Source organism: Streptomyces coeruleoprunus, assembly GCF_039542925.1.
GTDB classification, from domain to species: Bacteria; Actinomycetota; Actinomycetes; order Streptomycetales; family Streptomycetaceae; genus Streptomyces; species Streptomyces coeruleoprunus.
The window spans coordinates 7,298,591-7,318,249 of the sequence record NZ_BAABIT010000001.1 but is presented as its reverse complement, the minus strand read 5'-3'; the positions used below and the strand labels follow the sequence as shown (position 1 = coordinate 7,318,249).

The window sequence follows — 19,659 nt, the reverse complement described above, 5'->3', positions numbered from 1 at the left end:
GCGTGTCGCGCCCTACCCTGAGGCCCTGAGCGCCACCACCTTGTGGAGGACGGAGGAATGTGGAGTACGTATCCGGGATGACCGACAGCCGCGCCGCCACGAACGCGCTCCTGGCCGGTCTGCGTCATGGGCGCTTCACCCCGGCAGCGGTCGCCTGCTTCCTCGGGCGCGCCACCCGCCGTTCCCTGGTCCAGGCCGTCCGGCGCCCACGCGCCCTGGCCGAGCTGACGGCCCTGCACGGCGCCTTGTACGCCGTCGCGGCCGGCAGACGGCCCGGCCGGCGCTGGGTGACCACGAGCTGGGCACTGGCCGTGCTGCACCTGGGGCTGCTGGAGCACCGCACGCGCCTGTCCGGGGCGGACGTCCTGACGCTCCTGCGCGCCAACCTCCCCGCCCTGCCCGGCGGAGCCGGCCGCGCGTCCGGGGTGCTGGCCGTCGGCCTCGACCTCGCCGACGGACGCCTCGCCCGCCGGCAGGGCACCACCTCCCCCTTCGGGGACTACGCCGACAGCTTCGCCGACGCCGCCTACTGGACCTGGCTCACCCTGCGCCATGAACCGAGCCGCACGGTACGGGCGGCAGCGGTCGCCGCCTGGTCGCTTCCCGTCGTCACCCTCACCGGCCTCGCGCTGCGCCACGGAACCGTGCCCGAACGGCCCCGGCCCGTCCTGCTGCGGCCCGCCGCCGTCCTCCAGGCCGTCGTCGCGCTCCGCCGCCTCACCCGGCGCTGACCGTCCCGGTCAGCGCCTGCCGTCCCCGGGCTGATCCGGTTCGGGCGTCCCCTCCACCCGCACGCCCCGCCAGAACGCCACATGATCCTTGATCCTCCGGGCCAGGGGGGTGGGCCTGGGGTAGTACCAGGCCGCATCCGGATTGGTCAGCCCGTCGACCCGGAGGCTGTAGTAGCGGGCCACTCCTTTCCAGAAGCACAGTGACCTGGTCCTGCTCGGCATGAGGTACCGCCGGTCGAGCGACTCGGGCGGGAAGTAGTGGTTGCCCTCGACGATCACCGTGCGCGGAGTCTCCGCGATCACTGCGCCGTTCCACATCGCACGCAGCATGGCGTTTCTCCTCACCGTGAAGAGGGACCGTGCTCGGCCGTGTCGTCGGCCTTCACACGGCCGACGAGGTCACCGTCACGGCGCGAACGCCACGGCCGGGACGATGCGGGCATGCGTCCGGGTCCGCCCCGCAGCGAGGCTTTGATCAGCCGTAGAGTCTGCAGGGATCCGCTGCACGCCCGGCAACCGGCGACGTGCGCGGCCACCCGCGTCCGGTGCGCACCGGTGAGCTCCCCGTCGGCGTACGCCTCCACGGCACCGCGCAGGCGTCCATGCCGTGGCTTCTTCCGGCACTCCGCCCACAACCGGCGCAGCCCGGCGATGCGCGGTTTCGTCATGCACCGCAAACCCGGAGCCGGACGCCCGCAATTCCCATGGAGTGCCCGGTGGGACCTAGGGCCCTTTTCCCGGCAACCGCCCGTCGACCGGAAGCCGGACGCCGGCCGGTGCGGGCCGCGTCTCGCCGGCCGCGCCGGCCGGGTCGCCGATGGCGGTCGCGGCCCGCTCGTCCGGGCCGGCGCGACGCCCTGCGCCGGTCTCGGCGAGCGTCGATGCACGGGGTACTCGATCACTGCCGAAGGCCGTGCACCCGCTCGGCGCGGTGCGTCGGCCGTGGCCCTGTCACCAGGGACGGGAAGCTGTCACCACGGTGCTTCAGCGGGCGGGATTCCCGGGCGAGGGAGGACATGGAATGTGGGCGGCCCGACAGGTGGTTTCCGCGATGTGGAAGAAGACGTGACCGCACCGCCCGGCCCGGCGGACCCTCGGGGCAAGGCGTTCGCCGCCTATGTGCTGCCCGAGGTGGAGGTGCTGTTGCGGGTGGCGATGACGCTGACCGCGCAGCCCGCCGACGCCGAGGACCTGGTGCAGGACACCCTGCTGCGGGCCTACCGGTCCATCGACCGGTTCGACGGGCAGCACCCCCGCGCCTGGCTGCTGACGATCATGCGGCGGGCCGAGATCAACCGGCACCGCCGGCGCCGTCCGCATCTCCTGGACGACCCGGACACCGACCTCGACCGGCTCAGCACCACGGGCGCCAGTGGGTCGGCGGAAGAGATCGTGGTCGGCGAGGCGTTCGACGAAGTGGTCGACGAGGCCCTCTGCGCGCTGCCGCTGTCGACGACGTCGACGGCACGCTCCACCGCGTGCTCGACCCCAAGCCGAACGCGGCCTACCTCATGGGGGTGGACGGCCGGGTCGGCTTCCGGATCCTCTGGTCCGACGACCGCGAGGCGATCCTGCGGGCAGCCCTGGAGGACGCGCTGTCCGGACGCTCTCCGTCGCGTGAACACCAGGGACATGCGGTGCCCATGTTCCGCGGCATCGCGGAAATGGACCGCATGCTGACCATCTCGGGGCCCACGGCCCGACGAGACGTCCGCAGGGCCGCGCCTCCGATGTACGCCATGGCACGACTGATGGGCCTGGTGAAGCACCGCCGCGAAAGCGTGCCCGCGTAACGCGACAGCGGCGCTGGGAACCGGTCCGTGCATGTACGACGCCGAACCGCGGCGTCGTCGACATGGCACGGCTGCGACGGCTGCTGGAGCGGGACGCTGCGGTGTTCAGTGGGTGCGGCGTCGCATGGCGAGGAGGAGGACGGCCGTCGCTGAACCATCCTGCCGCCCTTTGGGATCCGTGGCTCGGGCACAATCAGGTGCCGTGCCGTCCACTCCTGATCTCACCGTCCTGTACCCCGACGTCGCCGCCTGCGGCAGCCTCGCCGCAGCGCTCCGGGCCGCGGCGGCAGGCCGCCTCCGCGATGTCCCCGTCACCTCGCCGGCCTCCGCTCCGCTGCTGCACGCGACCGTCGCCAGCACCCTGGCGCACCGCGAGCCGCTGCGGATCAGCGCACGGCGGTACGAGCGGCGGTGGTCGGTCGACGGCACGGAGCCGATCCAGAGGCTGTCCCTCATCGACGGCACGACGGACGACTTGGCGGAGGTCGCCAGAGCCGCACGAGCCTGGCACGACGGGGCGGCCCTGGACGACATCCGCCGGGCGGCACCCTTCGTGCACCTGACCGGCCGGTTCGAGGTGCCCGACCACGATCCCGCGCGCCTGACGGAATCCGAGTGGCAGGGCTTGCGCCGGGAGGCGAGCGAACTGGAGTACGCCTGGCAGGGGACGTACCAGGCCCTGATCGAGGCGGCGCACGCCGAGCCGGCGCTGCGCGCCCTCTACCCGTTCACGAGCCACTGGGCGCTGCGCTTCTCCACCACCACCCGCCCGCAGCTGACCGTCGTCGGACCGTGCCTGACCGCGGGGAGCGACGGCATGTACGGGGTGGGGATGGGCTTCATCACTCCGGACCTCGGCCTGTTCGCCACGGCGCAGGAGGCCGTGGCGATGGCCGTGCGCCATCTGCCGCCCGACCTCGGCCCGACCGCGGTCGGTGGATGACCCCCGTCCGGCGAGCGGCGGCCGGGCGACAGCGCGGGACACACGGGCGATCACGTGACCCGGACGGATTCGTCGCTCGAACCCGTCGATCAGATCGGTGAGTGGTATGCCAACGGCGACCGCATCCGCCGCTCGGTGCGGGCGCGTACGGCCTCCTGCGTCTCCCACGTCCGCGCCGACGACCGCGCGCGGTGCGGCAAGTCCCAGCAGTACGCCTGACGGCGCTTCCGCTCGCTGCGGAGGTCCTGGTCACAGAGCAGGGCCTCCGGGCGGACCGACGGTCAGCGGACGACCTTGACCCCGAAGTGGCCGCCGAACTGCTGGCCGAGGCCGAAGGCGATGGCGGAGTGCATGTGGGCGTACATCTCCATGCCGCGGGCACAGACCAGCGGGCCGAGGTCCAGGATGTCGGTCCAGCCGTACGCCTTGAGCAGCTCGGTGGCGGCCCGCTTGGCGTCGGCGTGGTCGCCGGCGACGAACATGGTGTGGTCGCCGCCGCCGACGGACTTGGGGTTCACGACAGTGGTCTGCTCCTGCGTGACGAAGGACTTGACGACCTTGGTGTCCGGCAGGGCCCGCTGGATCTGCTCGGCGAGGCTGTCGGTGTCGCACGGGTCGAGCTTCGGCATCACGCCCCACGGAGTGGGCCAGGGGTGCTCGGTCTCGTGCCGGTAGATGTAGGGGACGGCGTAGTCGATCAGCACCTTGCCCACGAGGTCGTCGGCGATGGCGGCCAGGGCGGCGCGGGCGTTGTGGCCGTCGATGCCGTTGATCACCAGCTCGTCGGCAGCGGCCGCGGCCTCGCCGAAGGGCAGCAGGGTGACGCCCGGGTGCTGGGCGAGCCACTGCCCGTAGGGCGGGTTGCCCATCATGTCGGGCTCGGTGCGGGCCAGCGTGGCCTCGGGGTCGCGGGTGCCGACGTACACCTCGTGGCCGAGCTCGAGGAGCTTGGCGGTGTGGGCGCGGCCGCCGCCACCGGTGCCGAGAACGGTGATCTTCATGGGGGTATCTCCTTGTCGGGGTGGGGTGGTCAGTGCCGGGTCTTGCCGGTGACGCCGATGACGTAGCCGTTCATGGGGGTCTTCCACGGGCCGGGCCGGTGAGGCGGGTCGGCGGTTCTCAGGCGTGCTCGGCGAGGTCGTCGCTCGCCTTGAGCAGGTTCCTGTCGTTGACGCCGATGACGTAGCCGTCCGGGTCGCGGAAGTAGAACATCCGCTGTCCGTGGTGGTCGGTGAGGGGCTTGACGATCTCGGCGTGACGGGAGATGTGCTGGTAGGCCGCGTCCAGGTCGTCCACGCCGAGGTAGAACATCCCGGCGAAGCCGATGGGGGTGTCGGCCAGGACGGGCAACCAGTTCTTCAGGTCCCCGTTGCTGTAGATCATCGCGCAGAACTCGCCCTGGTGGAGCAGCAGATGGAGGTCGTCGCCGGGGCGGGCGGTGCTGGAGTCCACGTCGAAGCCCAGATTCTCGTAGAACGCGATGCTCGCCGCGGTGTCGCGGACGCTGATGCAGGGGGCGAAGGCCACGGTCTTCTCCTCGGGTGGGGGTGGGGGTGGGTGGAGTACCGCGTGGGCGGTCTGGTGGAGCCGGCGCTCCGGCCGGTACTCCGTCACCCTTCAAGTAGTACATCAGTACTGTAAGCATGTCGAGAGGTGTGGGCAAATCGGACATAACTTCGCTGGTCATGAGCATGGGCGCGGCCTCACCTCGCCCCCGCGAGACCCCCGAGAGGGGATATATGGCAGCATTCCCACACCTTCTCTCCGCCGCACCCGACCGAGCGAGCTCGCGCCAATCTTGGTACATTCGTACTGTACGAGTTCGAGGTGTACGGTGAAACGACAGCGGAGGACACGGTCATGGCCACTCAGGGCTCACCCAGGCGTCGGCGGGACCCGCAGCGGCGGATCGAGGAGATCGCGGCCGCGACCGAGAAGGTCATCGCCGAGCGCGGCATCGAGGGGCTGACCCACCGCGCGGTCGCGGAGGAGGCGGGCGTCCCGCTCGGCGCGACGACCTACCACTTCGCCACCAAGGACGACCTCATCGCCGCGGCCCTCCGGCGATCCGTGGAGCGCTACGCCGCCTACCTCGACGACTGGGTCGCCCAGCGCCCCGACCTCACGCCCGAGCAGCTCACCGTGCTGCTGACCGACGTGCTGATGAGCTGTTTCGGTCCGCAGCGGGACGCGCAGGTCGTGGAGTTCGAGCTGTACCTGGCCGCCCTGCGCCGCCCCGCGCTGCGCCCGATCGCCGACCAGTACATCGAGCTGAGCGTCACAGCCCTCCTGCCGTACGTCGACCCGCTCACCGCGCGCGCCGCGGCTGTCGCCACCAACGGCCTGACCCTGCACGGTCTGGCCGGCAGTACTCCGCCTTCGCGCGCCGAGGTCGAGGCGATCCTGCGCCGCGTCCTCGCTCCGAACCCGGACCTGCCCGCGACCGCCTCCCCGGCGCCTGCGGCACCCACGGCATCGGCGCATGCTGCCGCCGCCGTCGGCCAGGACAGCTGAAGGCCGCCCATGAGCACCATCCCCCGCGTCACGGACACCCAGCGCCGTGCCCTCCTCGCCCGCCGCCACCTCCTCGGGCCCGAGCACCGGGCGGCGAGCGTGCGAGGCGTGGCCGAGGCCGTCCTGGCGCTGCACGCCACCGACCCGGCGACCGTCCATCTCTCGGTCGCCGCCCGCCTCCACGACGCCCGCCACGAGGACGTCGAGCCCGCGCTGTGCGAGCCGGGGTCGCTGCTGCGGATGACGGCGATGCGCTGCACCCTCTTCGTCGTGCCGACGGCCCTGGCGCCGGTGATGCTCGCCGCGGCCGGCCGCCCCCAGGCCGCCGCCCGGACCAAGGACCTGCTGCGCCGGCTGGAGCAGACCGGTCTCGGCGACGCCGCGTGGCTGGAAAAGGTCGGCGAGGCCGCGCTGGAGGCTCTCCGGGAGCGGGGAGAGGCGAGCACCGCCGAACTGGCGGCCGCCGTCCCGGGCCTGGAGCGGCAGATCGTCGTCTCCCCGGGCAAGCCGTACGAGTCGCGGCGCAGCATCGCCTCCGAGGTGCTCTTCGTACTCGCCGCCGAGGGCCGGATCGTACGCGGCAGCCGCCGGGGCGGCTGGACCAGCAACCAGTACGCCTGGGCCCCTGCCCCCGCGCCGGCCGCACTCCCCGCCCGGCAGGCCCGCGCGGGCCTCGCCCGCCACTGGCTGGGCGCCTTCGGGCCCGGCACGCTCGCCGACCTCAAGTGGTGGACCGGCTGGACCCTCACCGACACCCGCACGGCTCTCGCGGACGCCGGCGCGGTCGAGGTCGCCCTGGACGAGCGCGACGCCCCCGGTTTCGTACGGGCGGAAGACCTCGACGCGCTCGCTGCGGGCGATGCCGACGAACACGAGCCCTCGGCGGTACTGCTCCCCGCCCTGGACCCGACGCCCATGGGCTAGCGGGACCGGGACTTCTACCTGGACCCCGGCCACCGGAGCGCGCTCTTCGACCGCATGGGCAACATCGGCCCCACCGTGTGGTGGGGCGGCCGGATCGTCGGCGGCTGGGCCCAGCGCCGTGACGGCACCCTCGCCCTGCGCCTGGTCACCGACCCCGGCCGGGACGCCCGAGCCGCTGTCGAGGCCGAGGCCGACCGCCTCACCGCCTACCTGGGCGACCGCCGCTTCACTCCCGCCTACCGCACCCCGCTCGAACGCGAGCTCACCGCATAGTGCCGTTCACCGGGTTCTTCGGACCACGCTCGGCTCGCTTAACATCTGCGTCCATGTCCGAAGCCGAGCACGTCCTTGACTGGTTGCAGCACTGGTACGCCTCACAGTGCGATGGGGACTGGGAACACGAATGGGGCGTGACGATCGGCACGCTCGACAACCCGGGCTGGACCGTCAAGATCAGCCTTGAGGAGACGGACTTGGCGGACCGGGAGTATCCCCGGCACCAGGTCACCCGGGATGACCAGGACTGGGTGATGGCCTGGACGTCGGAGAAGACGTTCCATATCGCATGCGGGCCCCGCAATCTGACCGAGGCCCTCACGCTGTTCCGGGCCTGGACTTCGGAAAGTGCCCCTTGAGTACCGCTTCTGGCGGCCCTCCCGCCGCTTCCGGACTCGCCCGCGCCGGGCCCGGGGATGGCCGGCCCGCCACGCGGTTTCCTACAACATCCGGGTCGCGTCGGCGTGAGGTGCCGGGTTGGCGCGGGAGGCGGCGCGGCGGCCTCCGACCAACAGCAGGATGTTCGCCAGCAGGAAGAGCGGCCAGGGCGTGGTGATGAGGATGAAGGCGTCCACCACGCCCCAGATTCCCAGCGTCCACGCGATGAACGGCGGTGGAGTGATGCCGCGGCGGTCAAGCCACAGGACGATCAGGCCGACCACGATGAGCGGTGGGCCGAAGCTCTCCAGAGACAGCCAGAGCGCGCTGTTGGCCGGGCTCATGTCGGAGAAGTCCGCGCCCCACAGCGCCCCGCTGAACCACTCCCCCGCGTGGCGTGCCGCTCCCTCCAGCGTCAGGGCGAGGAGCGTGTGCGCGGCTCCGAGGAGCACAAAAAGCCAGCCGGCACATTTGATCATCTGAACCCTCCCAGGGTGTTGCCAATGTGGAGCGCGTCATCCGTGCAACCAGTGCGCCCGCCTGCCCGGCTGCCCGGCTGCAGAGGAGTACGAGACCACCAGTTCCGGAACTATTGGTTTCGATACTCTCGGTCTCGTATGATGCACCCATGTCTGCGCGAAAGCAAGCCAGGAACCACGGGGGCCGCCCCCGGGACAGCCGCGTCGATGACGCCATCGCCTCCGCCGTTCAAGAGCTACTGGCCGAGGTGGGATACATGGGGCTCACGATGGCCGAGGTGGCCGCGCGAGCGGGTGTGGGCAAAGCGGCGATCTACCGGCGCCACGCCACCAAACAAGAAATGATCTTCGACGTTCTGCTGCCGGATCAGTTCCTGGCCGTGGCACCCGACCACGGCTCGCTCAGCGCCGACCTGGCCGCCGTGCTCGCCGAGATCGCGGACAGCATGACCACCCCGCCGCAGGGGACGATCCCGGGCCTGCTGGCCGACATCCACGCCGACCCCGCGCTACGTGACCGGTTCGACCGGAAGTACCTCGAAGCCCAGCGCCGGACCCTCACGGAGATCCTGGACCGCGCGGCCGCACGCGGCGAACTCACCACCCGCCCCGACCCGGCCGCCCTCAACGCCCTGCTGGTCGGCCCCGTCTTCGCCTGGCTGTTCCTGCTGTCCGAATCCCCCGAGCAGCTGCCCGTCCTGACCTCCGCACTTCTCGACGCGGCACTCGCCCTCACCAGCTCCGGACCTTCCGGGGCCGCCGTCCAAGCCGGTGCTCCGTGAAGGAGCCCCATGCGAGGGCCTGCACTCCGCGGCTTGGCCCGGGCATGTCATGGGCACGATCATGGTCGCCGCTGGATCGCTGTGGGCGCCTCGGGTCTTTCCGGCGTTTCGATGCGAGGCTGCTGGTGGCCACGTACCACTCGGGGAGGAATCCATGGCCGTCACCTATCTGATGCTGGCACGGCTACCGGAGGGACGCCTGGATGCGTTCGACGCATACGAGAGCGCCGTCCTTCCGCTCCTTGCCGAGCACGGGGGACGCCTCGAACGGCGGCTGCGCACTCTGGACGATCGTGCCGAAGTCCACCTCGTGAGCTCTCCCAGCGACGAGGACTTCGCCGCCTACCGAGCCGACCCTCGGCGCTCCTCCGCTGCACCGCTGTGGGAAGCGTCCGGAGCGGCGATGGAACTCCTCGCCGTCCGCGACGTGCAGTGACAGTGAGCCGGCCGCGGGTGAGCAGTGCGCGAGCGGAAATCAGCCGCGCGGCAGCGTCTGGGTGTAGACGCTGTTGACGATCTTCTGCGCCACCTCGGCCTGCCCGGCGTCGGCCTCGACACGCACCCGGATCTCGCGCGCGGGGAGGCCCGCCGGGGTGTACGTCACGCGGATCGAGATCTCGTACCGGCTGCCCTCGGGATCCAGGACGGCGTACGACAGGTCGGGACCGGGGTCCGGGCCGGGGTCGGGCGGCTGGGCGGCGGGGCGGTCCACGATGTTGACGACCAGGGACTCGCCGCTGCACCCGAAGACACCGTCTCCCTCCTGTGGCCAGCACCCGAAGACGTCCGGTGGCGTTCGCACGGGAATGCTCAGATCGGGGTGTGTCTGGATCACGGAGTGCTCGTCGGCACCCCAGACCGCGCCGTACAGCGACCGCTCGGGACGCTGGTACCCGTCGGTGCGCGTCCGCCGCGGCAGCTGGGCCGGAGGGACGTCGGCCAGTACGGGCCCGGCGGCACCGATCCGGTCGTCCGGGACATCGCCCGCGCGCAGCACCCACCGGGCGATGATCCGGGCCACCGCGCTGACCCTGCCGGTCGTGGCGTACTCCTCGCTGTACGTCACCCGCACGATCATGTGCCCGGCCCACACGGCCACCACGGCCTCCGGCGCGCCGTACGGCTCCGTGGACGGGGACACCCGCAGCAGGGCCTCGTCCCCGAGTCGCGGGAGGTGGAAGGTACCCGGCGTGTCCATGGAGCGCCGCATGATGTCCCACTCCTCCTCGTCGGCCTGTCCGGGGGCTTCCCAGTCGCGGTCGAGCATCGCTTTCCGCGCGGGACGGAAGGGCGATCTCTCCTCGTAGTGACAGAGATGTCCTCTGTCGTCCTGCACCGGGTCGGCGATCACCTGCCGCACCTGCTTCACCGGAAGCAGCTCGCACGCGGTCGGCGCGGGTTTCGACGTGAAGTCCGGGGAGACCATCAAGGACGCCATGAGGCCCATCGACATCAGGCAGGTGCTGACGGCGTACACGCTGACGAACGAGGGCGGTTGCGGCTCCTCGCGGGCGGGGCGGGCGGCCGTGCCGTCCGCGGTGACGCCGTTCGCCTCCGCGAGCCGGTTGCGCAGCTCGATGTGGCGGAAGCGGTACAGCCCGCCGGACTGCCGCAGCACGCCCCGGTGGTGCGCGTCGTCCAGGAAGGTCATCACCCGCCAGGGCAGCGTGCCGCTGAAGGAGAACCAGAGGCGGGCCAGGACCAGCCCGCCGCCGGCCGACCCCGACCAGGCGCACAGCGCCCAGGCGAGCAGCACGAGCGCCGCCGTCCGCAGCCAGGTGAGGGTGGTCGTCGTCGCTGTCTCCACCTGCCAGATGATCACCAGCAGGAAGGTGAAGCCGAGCACCACCTCGGTCGCGGTCCGCCGGCGCCGGTGCCGGACGAGAGCGAGGGGGCCGAGCACCAGCTCGGTACGGCGGTCCGCCCGCAGCAGAGCGACCGGTTCCGACGCCTCGGCGGGATCGGCCCGGCAGCTCAGCAGGGCGAGCAGGCCCATGGACAGGGACAGCAGCAGCGCCAGAGCCGGCAGGGCCAGGGGAAGCAGCGCCCAGCCGGGGCGGGTGAACACGCCGGAGAAGGCCAGTGCCGTCACCACGGCCGGCAACCACCACCGCAGCCACCGCGATGCCCGCCGCCACGCCCGCACCTCCTCCCGCCCCGGCACCCGCAACCGGCGCGGCGCGTCGACGGCCGGGGAGGGCGCACAGTCGAGGAGCGCCGCGAGCGAGCCGAGCAGGAGCACCGCCGACCACGGGGGCAGCGGCAGCCACTCCCGCCACCACGGATCGTCGTAGCCGGTCAGTCCCACGGCCAGGGCTGCGACACCCACCGCGAGCCCCGTGCCCGGCCAGCGCAGCCACCATGGCACCGCCTCCGTCAGCCGCCACCACGCGATGTCCTGCTCACCGCCGCGCCGCAGATGCGCTGCGAGGTACCCGGCCCAGCGGCGGGCCTGGGCGCTGCTCCACAGGCCGCCCGCGGAATCCGCGCGGGCGGCGGAGTCCTCGTAGGCGGCGGAGAGGAACGCGTCGTAGAGGTGACGTTCGACGGCGGCGGCGTCGGGGAAGCGGCGGTTGTCGAGGAGGTCGCGCGGATCGGCGTGGGTCTCGCTGTAGACGAAGCGGGCGAGGCTCACCATGAGGGGCGTGCTCAGCACCGAGCGCACCATGGCGGCCTGCGGCGGCCCGGCGTCGGCGGACAGCTCGGCCAGGACGGGCGCCCACTTGGTCGGCGCGGCCGGGGCCGGACCGGTGCGTGGCGCGGTGCGCGGCAGATAGGCGCGCAGGTCGTCGATGCCGAGCGGGGTCAGCTGCACGACCGTCGCGGCCGGCAGCACCGTGGCCGCGTCGGCGACGGCGGCCTCGTACTCCTCGCTCCGGCAGGTCAGCACGAGCCGGGCCGGGGCGTTCAGGCTGCGCCGCAGCCGGGCGAGGGCCCTGGCGCGGGTGGGTGCGGGCAGTTCGTCCAGGCCGTCGAGGATCGGCAGGAGCCGGCCGCTGGTGATGAGGTCGTGGGCGGTGTGGTGAGTGGGCACCGCCGAGGGGTGCAGGGCGGCCAGCCGGTGCGCCGCCCAGTGCCAGGGGTCCTGCTCGGTGGGGTTCCAGGAGGCCAGGGGCAGCAGCACGGGTACGGCCGTCAGCGACACCCTGTCGTCCAGGAGCGCGCGGGCGAGCCGCAGCGCCAGCGCCGACTTGCCCGCGCCGGGCGCGCCCAGGATCACCAGACGGCCGTTGGGGAGGGAGGTGAAGAAGCGGCCGATGGCGTCGAACCGGCCGTCCCGGTCGGGGGCCGGAGCCGGTGGGGGATCGGTGGTCGCAGGCGCGCCCAGGATGTTGGCCTCGTGGTCGCTCACCCATGGGTCGGCCGCCGACCAACGGACGGGGATGGGCACGGGGTCGTGGATGCGGGACTGCCGCTCGTCGCGCGCGTACTCGTCGGCGAGCGCCGCCGCGAGGTCCGCCGCCACCCGGTCGAGCTCCTCGGGCAGCGGCCCGCGGCGCGGCGCACGACGGCTCCGCCACCGCTCGGGCAGCTCCAGGAGGACGGCCGCGCACCACACCAGACCGGTGACGGCCAGCGCGGCCCCGAGCGGGGCAAGACCTCGCGCTGCCGGTGGCGGCGTGTGGAACAGGGCCAGCCCCAGCGCGGCGCAGACGACCGCCGGCAGGGCCTGGCCCGGTCTGCCGCGGGCCTGCTGCTCCTCGGGGCGGGGGCTCGTGAAGTGCACCTCGACCCGGTGGCCCTGCACGACGGTGTGGAACCGGCCGCCGGAGATCTCGTTGTGCACCCGGACACCGTCGTCGTGTTCGTCCCCCGGCATGCGGCGCCCCGTGCCTAACGGCCGAAGCTCAGGGGCCCGTTGATGTCCCGTGCCTGGACTACCGCGCCCTGGAAGGTCCCGCCTGAGATCTCGTTGCGCACCTCGCCCGTGCCGGTCCGCAGCTCCGGCAGGGCCTCGGCCTCGCGCCGCCAGGTCTCCAGGGCTCGGGCGAACGCCGGGTCCTGCCGGGCCCGCTCGGCCAGTGCCTCGGCCAGTTCCCGGGCGCGGTCCACGCTGTGGGCCGCCTCGCCGAGCGCGACCAGCTCTCCCTCGCCGTCCGGCGTCCCCTCCGGGTCCGGCCGGCGTCCGACCAGGTTGCGCAGCGCGAACCAGATCTGCTGCCCGGCGGCACCGGCGGTGCCGGAGGCGAGGGCCATGAGCAGTTCGGGTGCGATGGGGTCCACGGGTGTTCCTCCCCCGTACTTCGCCGCGTGCGGCGAACTGTGTTGGTCTTCGAGGTGTTTCACCGGTTCTCAAGGCACTTCGCTGGTGCTCTACGTACCTCGCTCATGTACGTCGCGGCCGAGCGTAGGGCGGCGCGGGTGCCGGGGCGGCATATATGGCCCGGGACAACCCGTAGGGGTGAGCGAGCGGATGGCGTACGAGGCACCGAGGAGACAGCCACCGCCCCGCATGGATTGGCTGGGCGGCAGGTCTCACCCCCGCTGGTGCCCGGCGCGGGCCCGGCCGCCGGGGTCATGGAGCCGAGGCCGGACAGACCTGCGCGGTGAACAGCGAGACGTCCGTCGGCGGGAACGGGCGCTGCGACAGGATCGGGTCGACGGCCGGCTGCGCCGTGGTCGGCCCGGCCAGGCATGCGTGGTGTCTCCCTGTGTCGGCTGTTTCATTTCGTCCACGGCCGGAGCTTCTCCGGGTTCAGTACGGCCCAGATGTGCCTGATGCGGTCGCCGGCGATGTCGAAGGCGTACACCGCCACCGTGGCGCCGGCGTGCTCCGCCACCAGGCCGGGGCGGCCGTTGACGGTCCGCTCGACGAGTACGAGGTCGCTTGCCCTGGCGGCGAGTTGGACGAAGAAGTCCGCCACCTGCGCGCCGCCTTCGATCGGGTACGGCACGGCCGTGACGCGGCCGCCCCCGTCCCCGACCGCCGTCGCGGCGGGGTCGAGCAGGCCGATGAGGGAGCCGATGTCCTTGGCTTCCCAGGCCTGTTTGAAGTTCCTGACGATGCCGGCGGCCTGGTCGGCCGGCATCGGGCGGGAGGCCGGCCGCGCGTCGCGGAGCCGTCGGCGGGCCGAGGCGGCCAGCTGGCGGCAGGCGGCGGGGCTGCGGCCGACGATCTCGGCCACTTCGGTGAACGAGTAGCGGAAGACGTCGTGCAGGACGAACGCGACGCGTTCGGCAGGGGTCATGGATTCGAGCACGACCAGGAAGGCCATGTTGACCGACTCGTCCAGCGTGACGCGGTCGGCCGGGTCGCCGGTCTCGGCGCCCGGCGATCCGTCGGGCCGCTCGGTGGGTTCCGGCACCGGCTCGGGGATCCAGTGACCCACGTACCGCTCGCGCCGAGCCCGTGCCGAGCCGAGCAGGTTCAGGCAGATGCGGGTGGCGACCGTCGTCAGCCAGCCGCCGACGGACTCGACGGCCTCCTGCCGCTGCCGGGACATGGCGTACCAGCGGACATAGGTCTCCTGGACGACGTCCTCGGCCTCCGACAGGGAGCCGAGGAGCCGGTAGGCGAGGTTGATCAGCCGGCGCCGCTCGCCCATGAGCGCGGCCAGGCTCGGATCGAGCAGGTCGTCTGCCGGTCCGGGCTGGATGGTCACGGTGTCCCCCACTTCGTCGTATCGCGATCGCTGCCGACGGTTACGACAAGACAGCCCTGCGGAATGTGAGGTCGGCGCGCCGCCTCACAGTGCGCCGGGCCGCTTTGCCGTACGGGTCCGAGCGACATCGCTCCCGCTGGAGCCCTCACCCAGCCGCGCCGCCCGGACGATCCGCCCGCCCGGTGGCCATCGTCCACGTCCGACACCTGTTGGCACCTCACATCTCTGCGGACTGGCCGGTCCAACCACGTGAGATCACAGGAACTGCGGCCCGGTGAGCCGACCGCAGTCCATTCCTTGAAGGAGGATGCGATGGCTTCGCACGAGTCCGACATCAGGGCGCTGCTGGACAGCCGCGTCGACGCCAGCCAGACCAAGGACATCGACCGACTGATGTCCCATTACTCGGACGACATCGTCTACTACGACGCCGTTCCCCCGCTCCAGTTCACGGGACGCGAAGAGGTCCGCGGCAACTTCCTGCGCTGGTTCGACGCCTACGACGGCCCGATCAGCCTGGAGACGCACGCGCTCACCGTCGCGAGCAGTGATGCGGACATCGCCTTCGCGCACATGCTGCACCTGGACTCGGGAACGCGGAAGAACGGGCTCGACATAGGGATCTGGGTGCGTTCGAGCGTGTGCTTCCGGCGGTTGAACGGCACGTGGCTGATCACCCACGAGCACATCTCCATGCCGATCAACCCGGAGAACCTCCAGGCCTGGTTTCCGCCGGACATGTGAGACAGACCGGCCACTCTCCGCGGAGAGTGCCTGCGGTCCGGGTCCAGCACGCTGTGAAGAGGCGCCTGACGGGGATTTCGCCCGTCAGGCGCCTTTCGCTTTGCAAGGCCGGAGCCCGCCCACGCCGAATCGACTGAGCTGCTCAAGGGCACTCTCCGGCGCCGCCACGGCACCCCCTGTGGCGCCACGCGTTAACCACTCGGCGCCATCCGACGCCACAATGGCTTGTCATAGCGCCACACTGGTGCCAGTATGGCGCTATGCACCTGACGCGCTACGGCCATCACCTCTCTCATGAGCGCGCGGGCGCCGCGAACACTGAGGCGGCACCCTCCGCCATGGCTCGGCCCCGCCCCGGTACCCGCCCATGGCGCCAGACATGGCGCCAGTAGCGGCACCACTGGCGCCACATCGCAAGACCTCGCTCGACGAGGCAGGCGTCTGAACCCGCACCACCCGTCACCGTTCACCGCACTCGCTCTCCCCGGAGGACACCATGCAGCACGAACCGTCGGCCCGACCCGGGACCACCGAGCCCGTCACGCTTCCCACGCGGCGCGCCGCCGGCTGCCCCTTCGACCCGCCCGCCGGACTGGCGGAGCTGCGCGAGGCGAAGCCGCTCACCCGGATGGCGTACCCCGACGGGCACGTCGGCTGGCTGGCCACGAGCTACTCCACGGTCCGCTCGATCATGGGCGACAACCGCTTCAGCTCGCGGTACGAGCTCATGCACTACCCCTTCCCCGGGGGGCCCGAGGGCCCCCTGCCGCCCGCCACCGTCGGTGACATGACCGGGATGGACGCGCCCGAGCACACCCGCTTCCGGCGGCTCCTCATGGGCAAGTTCACCGTCCGCCGGATGCGTCTGCTCACCGAGCGGGTGGAGCGGATCACCGCTGAGCACCTGGACGCATTAGAGCGCCGGGGCCCCGGCACGGATCTGGTCGAGGCGTTCGCCCGGCCCATCCCCGCGCTGATGATCTGCGAGCTGCTCGGCGTGCCCTACGCCGACCGCGAGCGCTTCCAGGGCTACGCCCACACGCTGATGACCATGGACGTGCCGCCCGAGGAGCGGTACGCCGCCATGGTCGGGCTCCAGGAGTACATGGCGGAACTGGTCGCCGCCAAGCGCGCCGAGCCCTCCGACGACCTCCTCGGCGACCTGGCCCAGGACTCCGACCTCACCGACGAGGAGCTGATCGGCGTCGGCGGCTTCCTGCTCGCCGCCGGGCTCGACACGACCGCCAACATGATCGCCCACGGGACGTTCGCGCTGCTCAGCAACCCGGCTCAGGCCGAGGCCCTGCGCAGGGACCCGGATCTGGCCCCCCAGGCCGTCGAGGAGCTGATGCGTTACCTGACCGTCGCTCACACCACCGTGAAGGCCGCGCTGGAGGACGTCGAGTTGGAAGGCCGGCTGATCAAGGCGGGCGAGAGCGTCACCATCTCGCTCGAAGCCGCCAACCGGGACCCGGAGAGGTTCGCCGACCCGGACGTCCTGGACTTCCACCGCAAGGCCACGGGACACCTGGGCTTCGGCCACGGCATGCACCAGTGCCTGGGCCAGCAGCTGGCCCGCGTCGAGATGACGGGTGGCCCTGCCCGCGCTGCTGGGCCGGTTCCCCACGCTGCGCCTCGCCGTGCCGGCCGATGAGGTGCCGCTGCGGACGGACATGAACATCTACGGCGTGCACCGGCTGCCGGTCGCCTGGGACGAGGACTGATCGCATGGACGTCCGTGTCGACCGCGACCGGTGCCTCGGTGCCGGAATGTGCGCCCTGACCGCCCCTGGGGTCTTCGACCAGGACCAGGACGAGGGTCTGGTCGTCCTGCTGAACGCCCGGCCGCCGCAGGAGCAGCGCGCGGCAGTGCGCGTCGCCGCCGGGGTGTGCCCCGCCTCGGTCATCACCGTGGCGGAGCGGGGAGCCTCCACCACCTCGTAGCGCGCCCTCTCCTCATGTCGCCTCCGAGCGTCCGAGACCCGGAGGCCCGGGCCTCCGAGCCCCCGGGCCTGCGCACGACCGCCCCGCACCCGGGCTCCGCGACAACCCACCCAGCCGTTCTCCACTCACCGACAGGATCTCCTCCACCGTGGCCGTATTCCTCTCCCGACTGGGCCGCTTCGCCTTCCGACGGCGGGGCCTGGTCGTCCTCCTGTGGCTCCTCGCTCTCGTCGGCGCGGGCTTCGCGGCCTCCACCGCGGCCCCTCCGCCCGCCGACACCTTCTCGATGCCGGGTACGGAGTCGCAGAAGGCCTTCGATCTGCTCCAGGAGAAGTTCCCGGACGCCCGCGCGGACGGTGCCGCCGCCCGCGTCGTCATCCGCGCCCCCGGCGCCGAGAAGATCACCTCGCCCACCCGCAGGGCGCAGGTCGAGCGGCTCGTCGCCGAACTCGCCAAGGCGCCCCAAGTCGTGGTCGTGGCCGACCCGTTCAAGGTGAACGCCGTGAGCGGCGACCGTACGACCACGTACGCCTACGTCACGTACGAGGCGAAGGCCACCGAGCTGACCGATGCGGCGCACGACGGCCTCACCGGCGCGATGGAGCGGGCCCGGGCCACCGGCCTCGTCGTCGAGGCGGGCGGCGACGCCGTCGAGATCGAGCAGACGATGAGCGGTACGGGTGAGCAGCTCGGCATCCTCGTCTCCGCCGTCGTCCTGCTCCTCACCTTCGGCTCCCTGGTCGCCGCCGGAATGCCCCTGCTGACCGCCATGATCGGTGTCGGTACAGGCATCAGCGGCATCGTCGCGCTCGGCAGCGCGCTCGGACTGTCGTCCACCACCTCGACGCTCGCGATGATGATCGGCCTTGCCGTCGGTATCGACTACGCCCTGTTCATCGTCTCCCGCTACCGTTCCGAGATCGCCGAGGGGCGTGAGCGCGCCGAAGCCGCCTCGCGCGCCGTGGGCACGGCGGGTTCGGCCGTGGTGTTCGCCGGACTCACCGTGATCATCGCCCTGGCGGGGCTCGCGGTGGTGAACGTCCCGATGCTCACCAAGATGGGCCTGGCCGCGGCCGGCACGGTCGCCGTGGCCGTACTCCTCGCGATCACGTTCGTGCCCGCACTCCTCGGCTTCGCCCCCGTCAAGGTGCTCGCCCGCAGGGACCGCCACCGGTACACCGGCAAGCCGCTGTCGGAGCGTCAGCAGCGCAAGGCCGCCCGGCGCGAGGACCGCCGCAAGGCGAACCTCGGTGCCCGCTGGGCGGGGCTCGTACTGCGCCGCCCCGTCGCCGTCCTCGTGCTCGGCGTCCTGGGCCTCGGTGCCGTCGCCCTGCCCGCCGCGAGCCTCGAACTGGGGCTGCCGGGCGAGGGGAGCATGTCCCCGCGGACCACCCAGCGCAAGGCGTACGACATGCTGTCGGACTCCTTCGGTCCGGGCTTCAACGGGCCGCTGACGATCACCGTCCGGGCCGAGGACGCGAAAGCGACGACGGAACTGGTCCGCACGGCTCTGGAAGGCGTCCCCGGAGTCGACAGCGTCTCTCCCGTCACGACCGGCCCTTCGGGCGACACCGCGCTCGTCAATGTCGTCCCCGACACCGGTCCGGCCGACACCAGGACCGAAAACCTCGTGCGCTCGCTGCGTGGCATGGCGGGCGGGCTGGAGTCCCGGACGGGCGCCTCGGAGATCCTGGTCGCCGGCCAGACCGCGATGCTCATCGACTTCTCGCAGACCCTGGACGACGCGCTGCTCCCCTACCTCGGTCTGGTGGTCGGCCTGGCGTTCCTCCTGCTCATGCTGGTCTTCCGCTCCGTGCTCGTCCCCCTCAAGGCGGCACTCGGCTTCCTTCTGTCGGTGACCGCGGCCCTCGGTGCCGTGGTGGCCGTGTTCCAGTGGGGCTGGCTCGCCGGCCTCGTCGGTGTCGACCAGCCGGGCCCGATCATGAGCACCCTGCCCATCTTCATGATCGGCGTGGTCTTCGGCCTCGCGATGGACTACGAGGTCTTCCTGGTCTCCCGGATGCGTGAGGCGTACGTCCACGGCGCCCGCCCGGGCGAGGCGGTCGCCGCCGGGTTCCGGTACGGAGGCCGGGTCGTCAGCGCCGCCGCGATCATCATGACCAGCGTCTTCTCCGGGTTCGTCCTGGAGGACGACGACTTCGTCAAGATGATCGGTTTCGGTCTCGCCGCCGCTGTCCTCTTCGACGCCTTCGTCGTCCGCATGGCCATCGTGCCCGCCCTGTTCGCCCTGCTCGGCAAGTCCGCCTGGTGGCTGCCGCGGTGGCTCGACCGGCTCCTGCCCAACATCGACGTCGAGGGCGCGAAGCTGACCCAGCACCGCACGACGCCCTCGGAGCCCTCCGTACGAGAGCGGCACCTCGTGGGCTGACCGCCCAGCGCGACCACTCGCCCGGCCCGGCGGCCCTCCCGCCGGGCCTCTCGGCGCGGCCCCTCTTCTGCGCCGTCCGGTGCTCGTCCGTCACCCGTCCTGTCCATCGCCCGGCAGCGGGAACCGCGTTCTGCGCTCCGAGCGCAGCGTGCTCCCTAC

19 protein-coding genes and 2 pseudogenes are annotated in these 19,659 nt (G+C 72.0%); 13 read left to right on the top strand and 8 right to left on the bottom strand.

Annotated elements, in window-relative coordinates:
* Positions 1 to 77: 77 nt before the first annotated feature.
* Positions 78 to 731, top strand: coding sequence for a CDP-alcohol phosphatidyltransferase family protein (locus ABEB09_RS32765; RefSeq protein ID WP_345693544.1), 654 nt, complete (start codon positions 78 to 80; stop codon positions 729 to 731).
* Between the two features lie 9 nt (positions 732 to 740).
* Here ABEB09_RS32765 and ABEB09_RS32760 read toward each other — a convergent pair whose 3' ends face one another.
* Both ABEB09_RS32760 and ABEB09_RS32755 read right to left on the bottom strand, forming a co-directional pair.
* Positions 741 to 1,061, bottom strand: coding sequence for a DUF427 domain-containing protein (locus ABEB09_RS32760; RefSeq protein WP_345693543.1), 321 nt, complete (start codon positions 1,059 to 1,061; stop codon positions 741 to 743).
* Positions 1,062 to 1,072: 11 nt separating this feature from the next.
* Entirely contained in the window at positions 1,073 to 1,399 is a 327-nt protein-coding gene (locus tag ABEB09_RS32755) for an anti-sigma factor family protein (protein WP_345693542.1), read from the bottom strand.
* 397 nt (positions 1,400 to 1,796) lie between these two features.
* On the opposite strand from ABEB09_RS32755, the gene ABEB09_RS32750 reads away from it, so the two are divergent.
* The 3 genes from ABEB09_RS32750 (at position 1,797) to ABEB09_RS32740 (ending at position 3,686) form a co-directional block, all read left to right on the top strand.
* Positions 1,797 to 2,411 (top strand): RNA polymerase sigma factor, encoded by a 615-nt coding sequence (locus ABEB09_RS32750; protein WP_345693541.1) that lies wholly within the window; start codon positions 1,797 to 1,799, stop codon positions 2,409 to 2,411.
* A 315-nt stretch (positions 2,412 to 2,726) separates the two neighbouring features.
* The gene (locus ABEB09_RS32745) at positions 2,727 to 3,467 is read left to right on the top strand and encodes a DUF6193 family natural product biosynthesis protein (protein ID WP_345693540.1); all 741 of its coding nucleotides are present in this window, start codon (positions 2,727 to 2,729) and stop codon (positions 3,465 to 3,467) included.
* A gap of 54 nt (positions 3,468 to 3,521) precedes the next feature.
* Complete coding sequence (locus ABEB09_RS32740) at positions 3,522 to 3,686, top strand: hypothetical protein (protein WP_345693539.1); 165 nt, start codon at positions 3,522 to 3,524, stop codon at positions 3,684 to 3,686.
* Between the two features lie 62 nt (positions 3,687 to 3,748).
* On the opposite strand, the gene ABEB09_RS32735 is transcribed toward ABEB09_RS32740, so the two are convergent.
* Positions 3,749 to 4,468: an NADPH-dependent F420 reductase gene (locus tag ABEB09_RS32735; protein WP_345693538.1), complete on the bottom strand. Its 720-nt coding sequence runs from the start codon at positions 4,466 to 4,468 to the stop codon at positions 3,749 to 3,751.
* Between the two features lie 118 nt (positions 4,469 to 4,586).
* On the bottom strand, positions 4,587 to 5,081 hold the full coding sequence (locus ABEB09_RS32730; RefSeq protein WP_345693537.1) for a VOC family protein: 495 nt from the start codon (positions 5,079 to 5,081) through the stop codon (positions 4,587 to 4,589).
* A gap of 246 nt (positions 5,082 to 5,327) precedes the next feature.
* Between ABEB09_RS32730 and ABEB09_RS32725 the strand changes: the two genes are divergently transcribed.
* From ABEB09_RS32725 to ABEB09_RS32715, 3 genes and pseudogenes are all read left to right on the top strand, one after another.
* Complete coding sequence (locus ABEB09_RS32725) at positions 5,328 to 5,981, top strand: TetR/AcrR family transcriptional regulator (RefSeq protein ID WP_345693536.1); 654 nt, start codon at positions 5,328 to 5,330, stop codon at positions 5,979 to 5,981.
* Positions 5,982 to 5,990: 9 nt separating this feature from the next.
* A pseudogene (locus tag ABEB09_RS32720) lies at positions 5,991 to 7,178 on the top strand (winged helix DNA-binding domain-containing protein).
* Positions 7,179 to 7,231: 53 nt separating this feature from the next.
* Complete coding sequence (locus tag ABEB09_RS32715; RefSeq protein WP_345693535.1) at positions 7,232 to 7,540, top strand: immunity 53 family protein; 309 nt, start codon at positions 7,232 to 7,234, stop codon at positions 7,538 to 7,540.
* Between the two features lie 81 nt (positions 7,541 to 7,621).
* On the opposite strand, the gene ABEB09_RS32710 is transcribed toward ABEB09_RS32715, so the two are convergent.
* Entirely contained in the window at positions 7,622 to 8,038 is a 417-nt protein-coding gene (locus ABEB09_RS32710; protein WP_345693534.1) for a DUF6463 family protein, read from the bottom strand.
* Positions 8,039 to 8,187: 149 nt separating this feature from the next.
* On the opposite strand from ABEB09_RS32710, the gene ABEB09_RS32705 reads away from it, so the two are divergent.
* Positions 8,188 to 8,820 (top strand): TetR/AcrR family transcriptional regulator, encoded by a 633-nt coding sequence (locus ABEB09_RS32705; protein ID WP_345693533.1) that lies wholly within the window; start codon positions 8,188 to 8,190, stop codon positions 8,818 to 8,820.
* Positions 8,821 to 8,974: 154 nt separating this feature from the next.
* On the top strand, positions 8,975 to 9,256 hold the full coding sequence (locus tag ABEB09_RS32700; RefSeq protein ID WP_345693532.1) for a hypothetical protein: 282 nt from the start codon (positions 8,975 to 8,977) through the stop codon (positions 9,254 to 9,256).
* A 39-nt stretch (positions 9,257 to 9,295) separates the two neighbouring features.
* On the opposite strand, the gene ABEB09_RS32695 is transcribed toward ABEB09_RS32700, so the two are convergent.
* From ABEB09_RS32695 to sigJ, 3 genes are all read right to left on the bottom strand, one after another.
* Positions 9,296 to 12,640, bottom strand: a complete 3,345-nt coding sequence (locus tag ABEB09_RS32695) for an NACHT domain-containing protein (protein WP_345693531.1) — start codon at positions 12,638 to 12,640, stop codon at positions 9,296 to 9,298.
* Between the two features lie 14 nt (positions 12,641 to 12,654).
* Positions 12,655 to 13,044: a hypothetical protein gene (locus ABEB09_RS32690; RefSeq protein WP_345693530.1), complete on the bottom strand. Its 390-nt coding sequence runs from the start codon at positions 13,042 to 13,044 to the stop codon at positions 12,655 to 12,657.
* 440 nt (positions 13,045 to 13,484) lie between these two features.
* On the bottom strand, positions 13,485 to 14,423 hold the full coding sequence (gene sigJ / locus ABEB09_RS32685; protein WP_380839702.1) for an RNA polymerase sigma factor SigJ: 939 nt from the start codon (positions 14,421 to 14,423) through the stop codon (positions 13,485 to 13,487).
* 312 nt (positions 14,424 to 14,735) lie between these two features.
* Here sigJ and ABEB09_RS32680 point away from each other — a divergent pair, with 312 nt between their 5' ends.
* From ABEB09_RS32680 to ABEB09_RS32665, 4 genes and pseudogenes are all read left to right on the top strand, one after another.
* A complete protein-coding gene (locus ABEB09_RS32680) occupies positions 14,736 to 15,167 on the top strand; it encodes a YybH family protein (RefSeq protein ID WP_345693529.1) in 432 nt (143 codons plus the stop codon).
* A 496-nt stretch (positions 15,168 to 15,663) separates the two neighbouring features.
* A pseudogene (locus tag ABEB09_RS32675) lies at positions 15,664 to 16,891 on the top strand (cytochrome P450).
* Between the two features lie 4 nt (positions 16,892 to 16,895).
* The gene (locus ABEB09_RS32670; RefSeq protein WP_345693528.1) at positions 16,896 to 17,111 is read left to right on the top strand and encodes a ferredoxin; all 216 of its coding nucleotides are present in this window, start codon (positions 16,896 to 16,898) and stop codon (positions 17,109 to 17,111) included.
* 148 nt (positions 17,112 to 17,259) lie between these two features.
* Positions 17,260 to 19,500, top strand: a complete 2,241-nt coding sequence (locus ABEB09_RS32665) for an MMPL family transporter (RefSeq protein ID WP_345693527.1) — start codon at positions 17,260 to 17,262, stop codon at positions 19,498 to 19,500.
* Positions 19,501 to 19,659 lie beyond the last annotated feature (159 nt).

Coding starts and splice junctions, on each gene's coding strand:
- ABEB09_RS32765 (WP_345693544.1), top strand. CDS start 78: ATGACCGACAGCCGCGCCGCCACGAACGCGCTCCTGGCCGGTCTGCGT.
- ABEB09_RS32760 (WP_345693543.1), bottom strand. CDS start 1,061: ATGCTGCGTGCGATGTGGAACGGCGCAGTGATCGCGGAGACTCCGCGC.
- ABEB09_RS32755 (WP_345693542.1), bottom strand. CDS start 1,399: ATGACGAAACCGCGCATCGCCGGGCTGCGCCGGTTGTGGGCGGAGTGC.
- ABEB09_RS32735 (WP_345693538.1), bottom strand. CDS start 4,468: ATGAAGATCACCGTTCTCGGCACCGGTGGCGGCGGCCGCGCCCACACC.
- ABEB09_RS32725 (WP_345693536.1), top strand. CDS start 5,328: ATGGCCACTCAGGGCTCACCCAGGCGTCGGCGGGACCCGCAGCGGCGG.
- ABEB09_RS32715 (WP_345693535.1), top strand. CDS start 7,232: ATGTCCGAAGCCGAGCACGTCCTTGACTGGTTGCAGCACTGGTACGCC.
- ABEB09_RS32710 (WP_345693534.1), bottom strand. CDS start 8,038: ATGATCAAATGTGCCGGCTGGCTTTTTGTGCTCCTCGGAGCCGCGCAC.
- ABEB09_RS32705 (WP_345693533.1), top strand. CDS start 8,188: ATGTCTGCGCGAAAGCAAGCCAGGAACCACGGGGGCCGCCCCCGGGAC.
- ABEB09_RS32700 (WP_345693532.1), top strand. CDS start 8,975: ATGGCCGTCACCTATCTGATGCTGGCACGGCTACCGGAGGGACGCCTG.
- ABEB09_RS32695 (WP_345693531.1), bottom strand. CDS start 12,640: ATGCCGGGGGACGAACACGACGACGGTGTCCGGGTGCACAACGAGATC.
- ABEB09_RS32680 (WP_345693529.1), top strand. CDS start 14,736: ATGGCTTCGCACGAGTCCGACATCAGGGCGCTGCTGGACAGCCGCGTC.
- ABEB09_RS32670 (WP_345693528.1), top strand. CDS start 16,896: ATGGACGTCCGTGTCGACCGCGACCGGTGCCTCGGTGCCGGAATGTGC.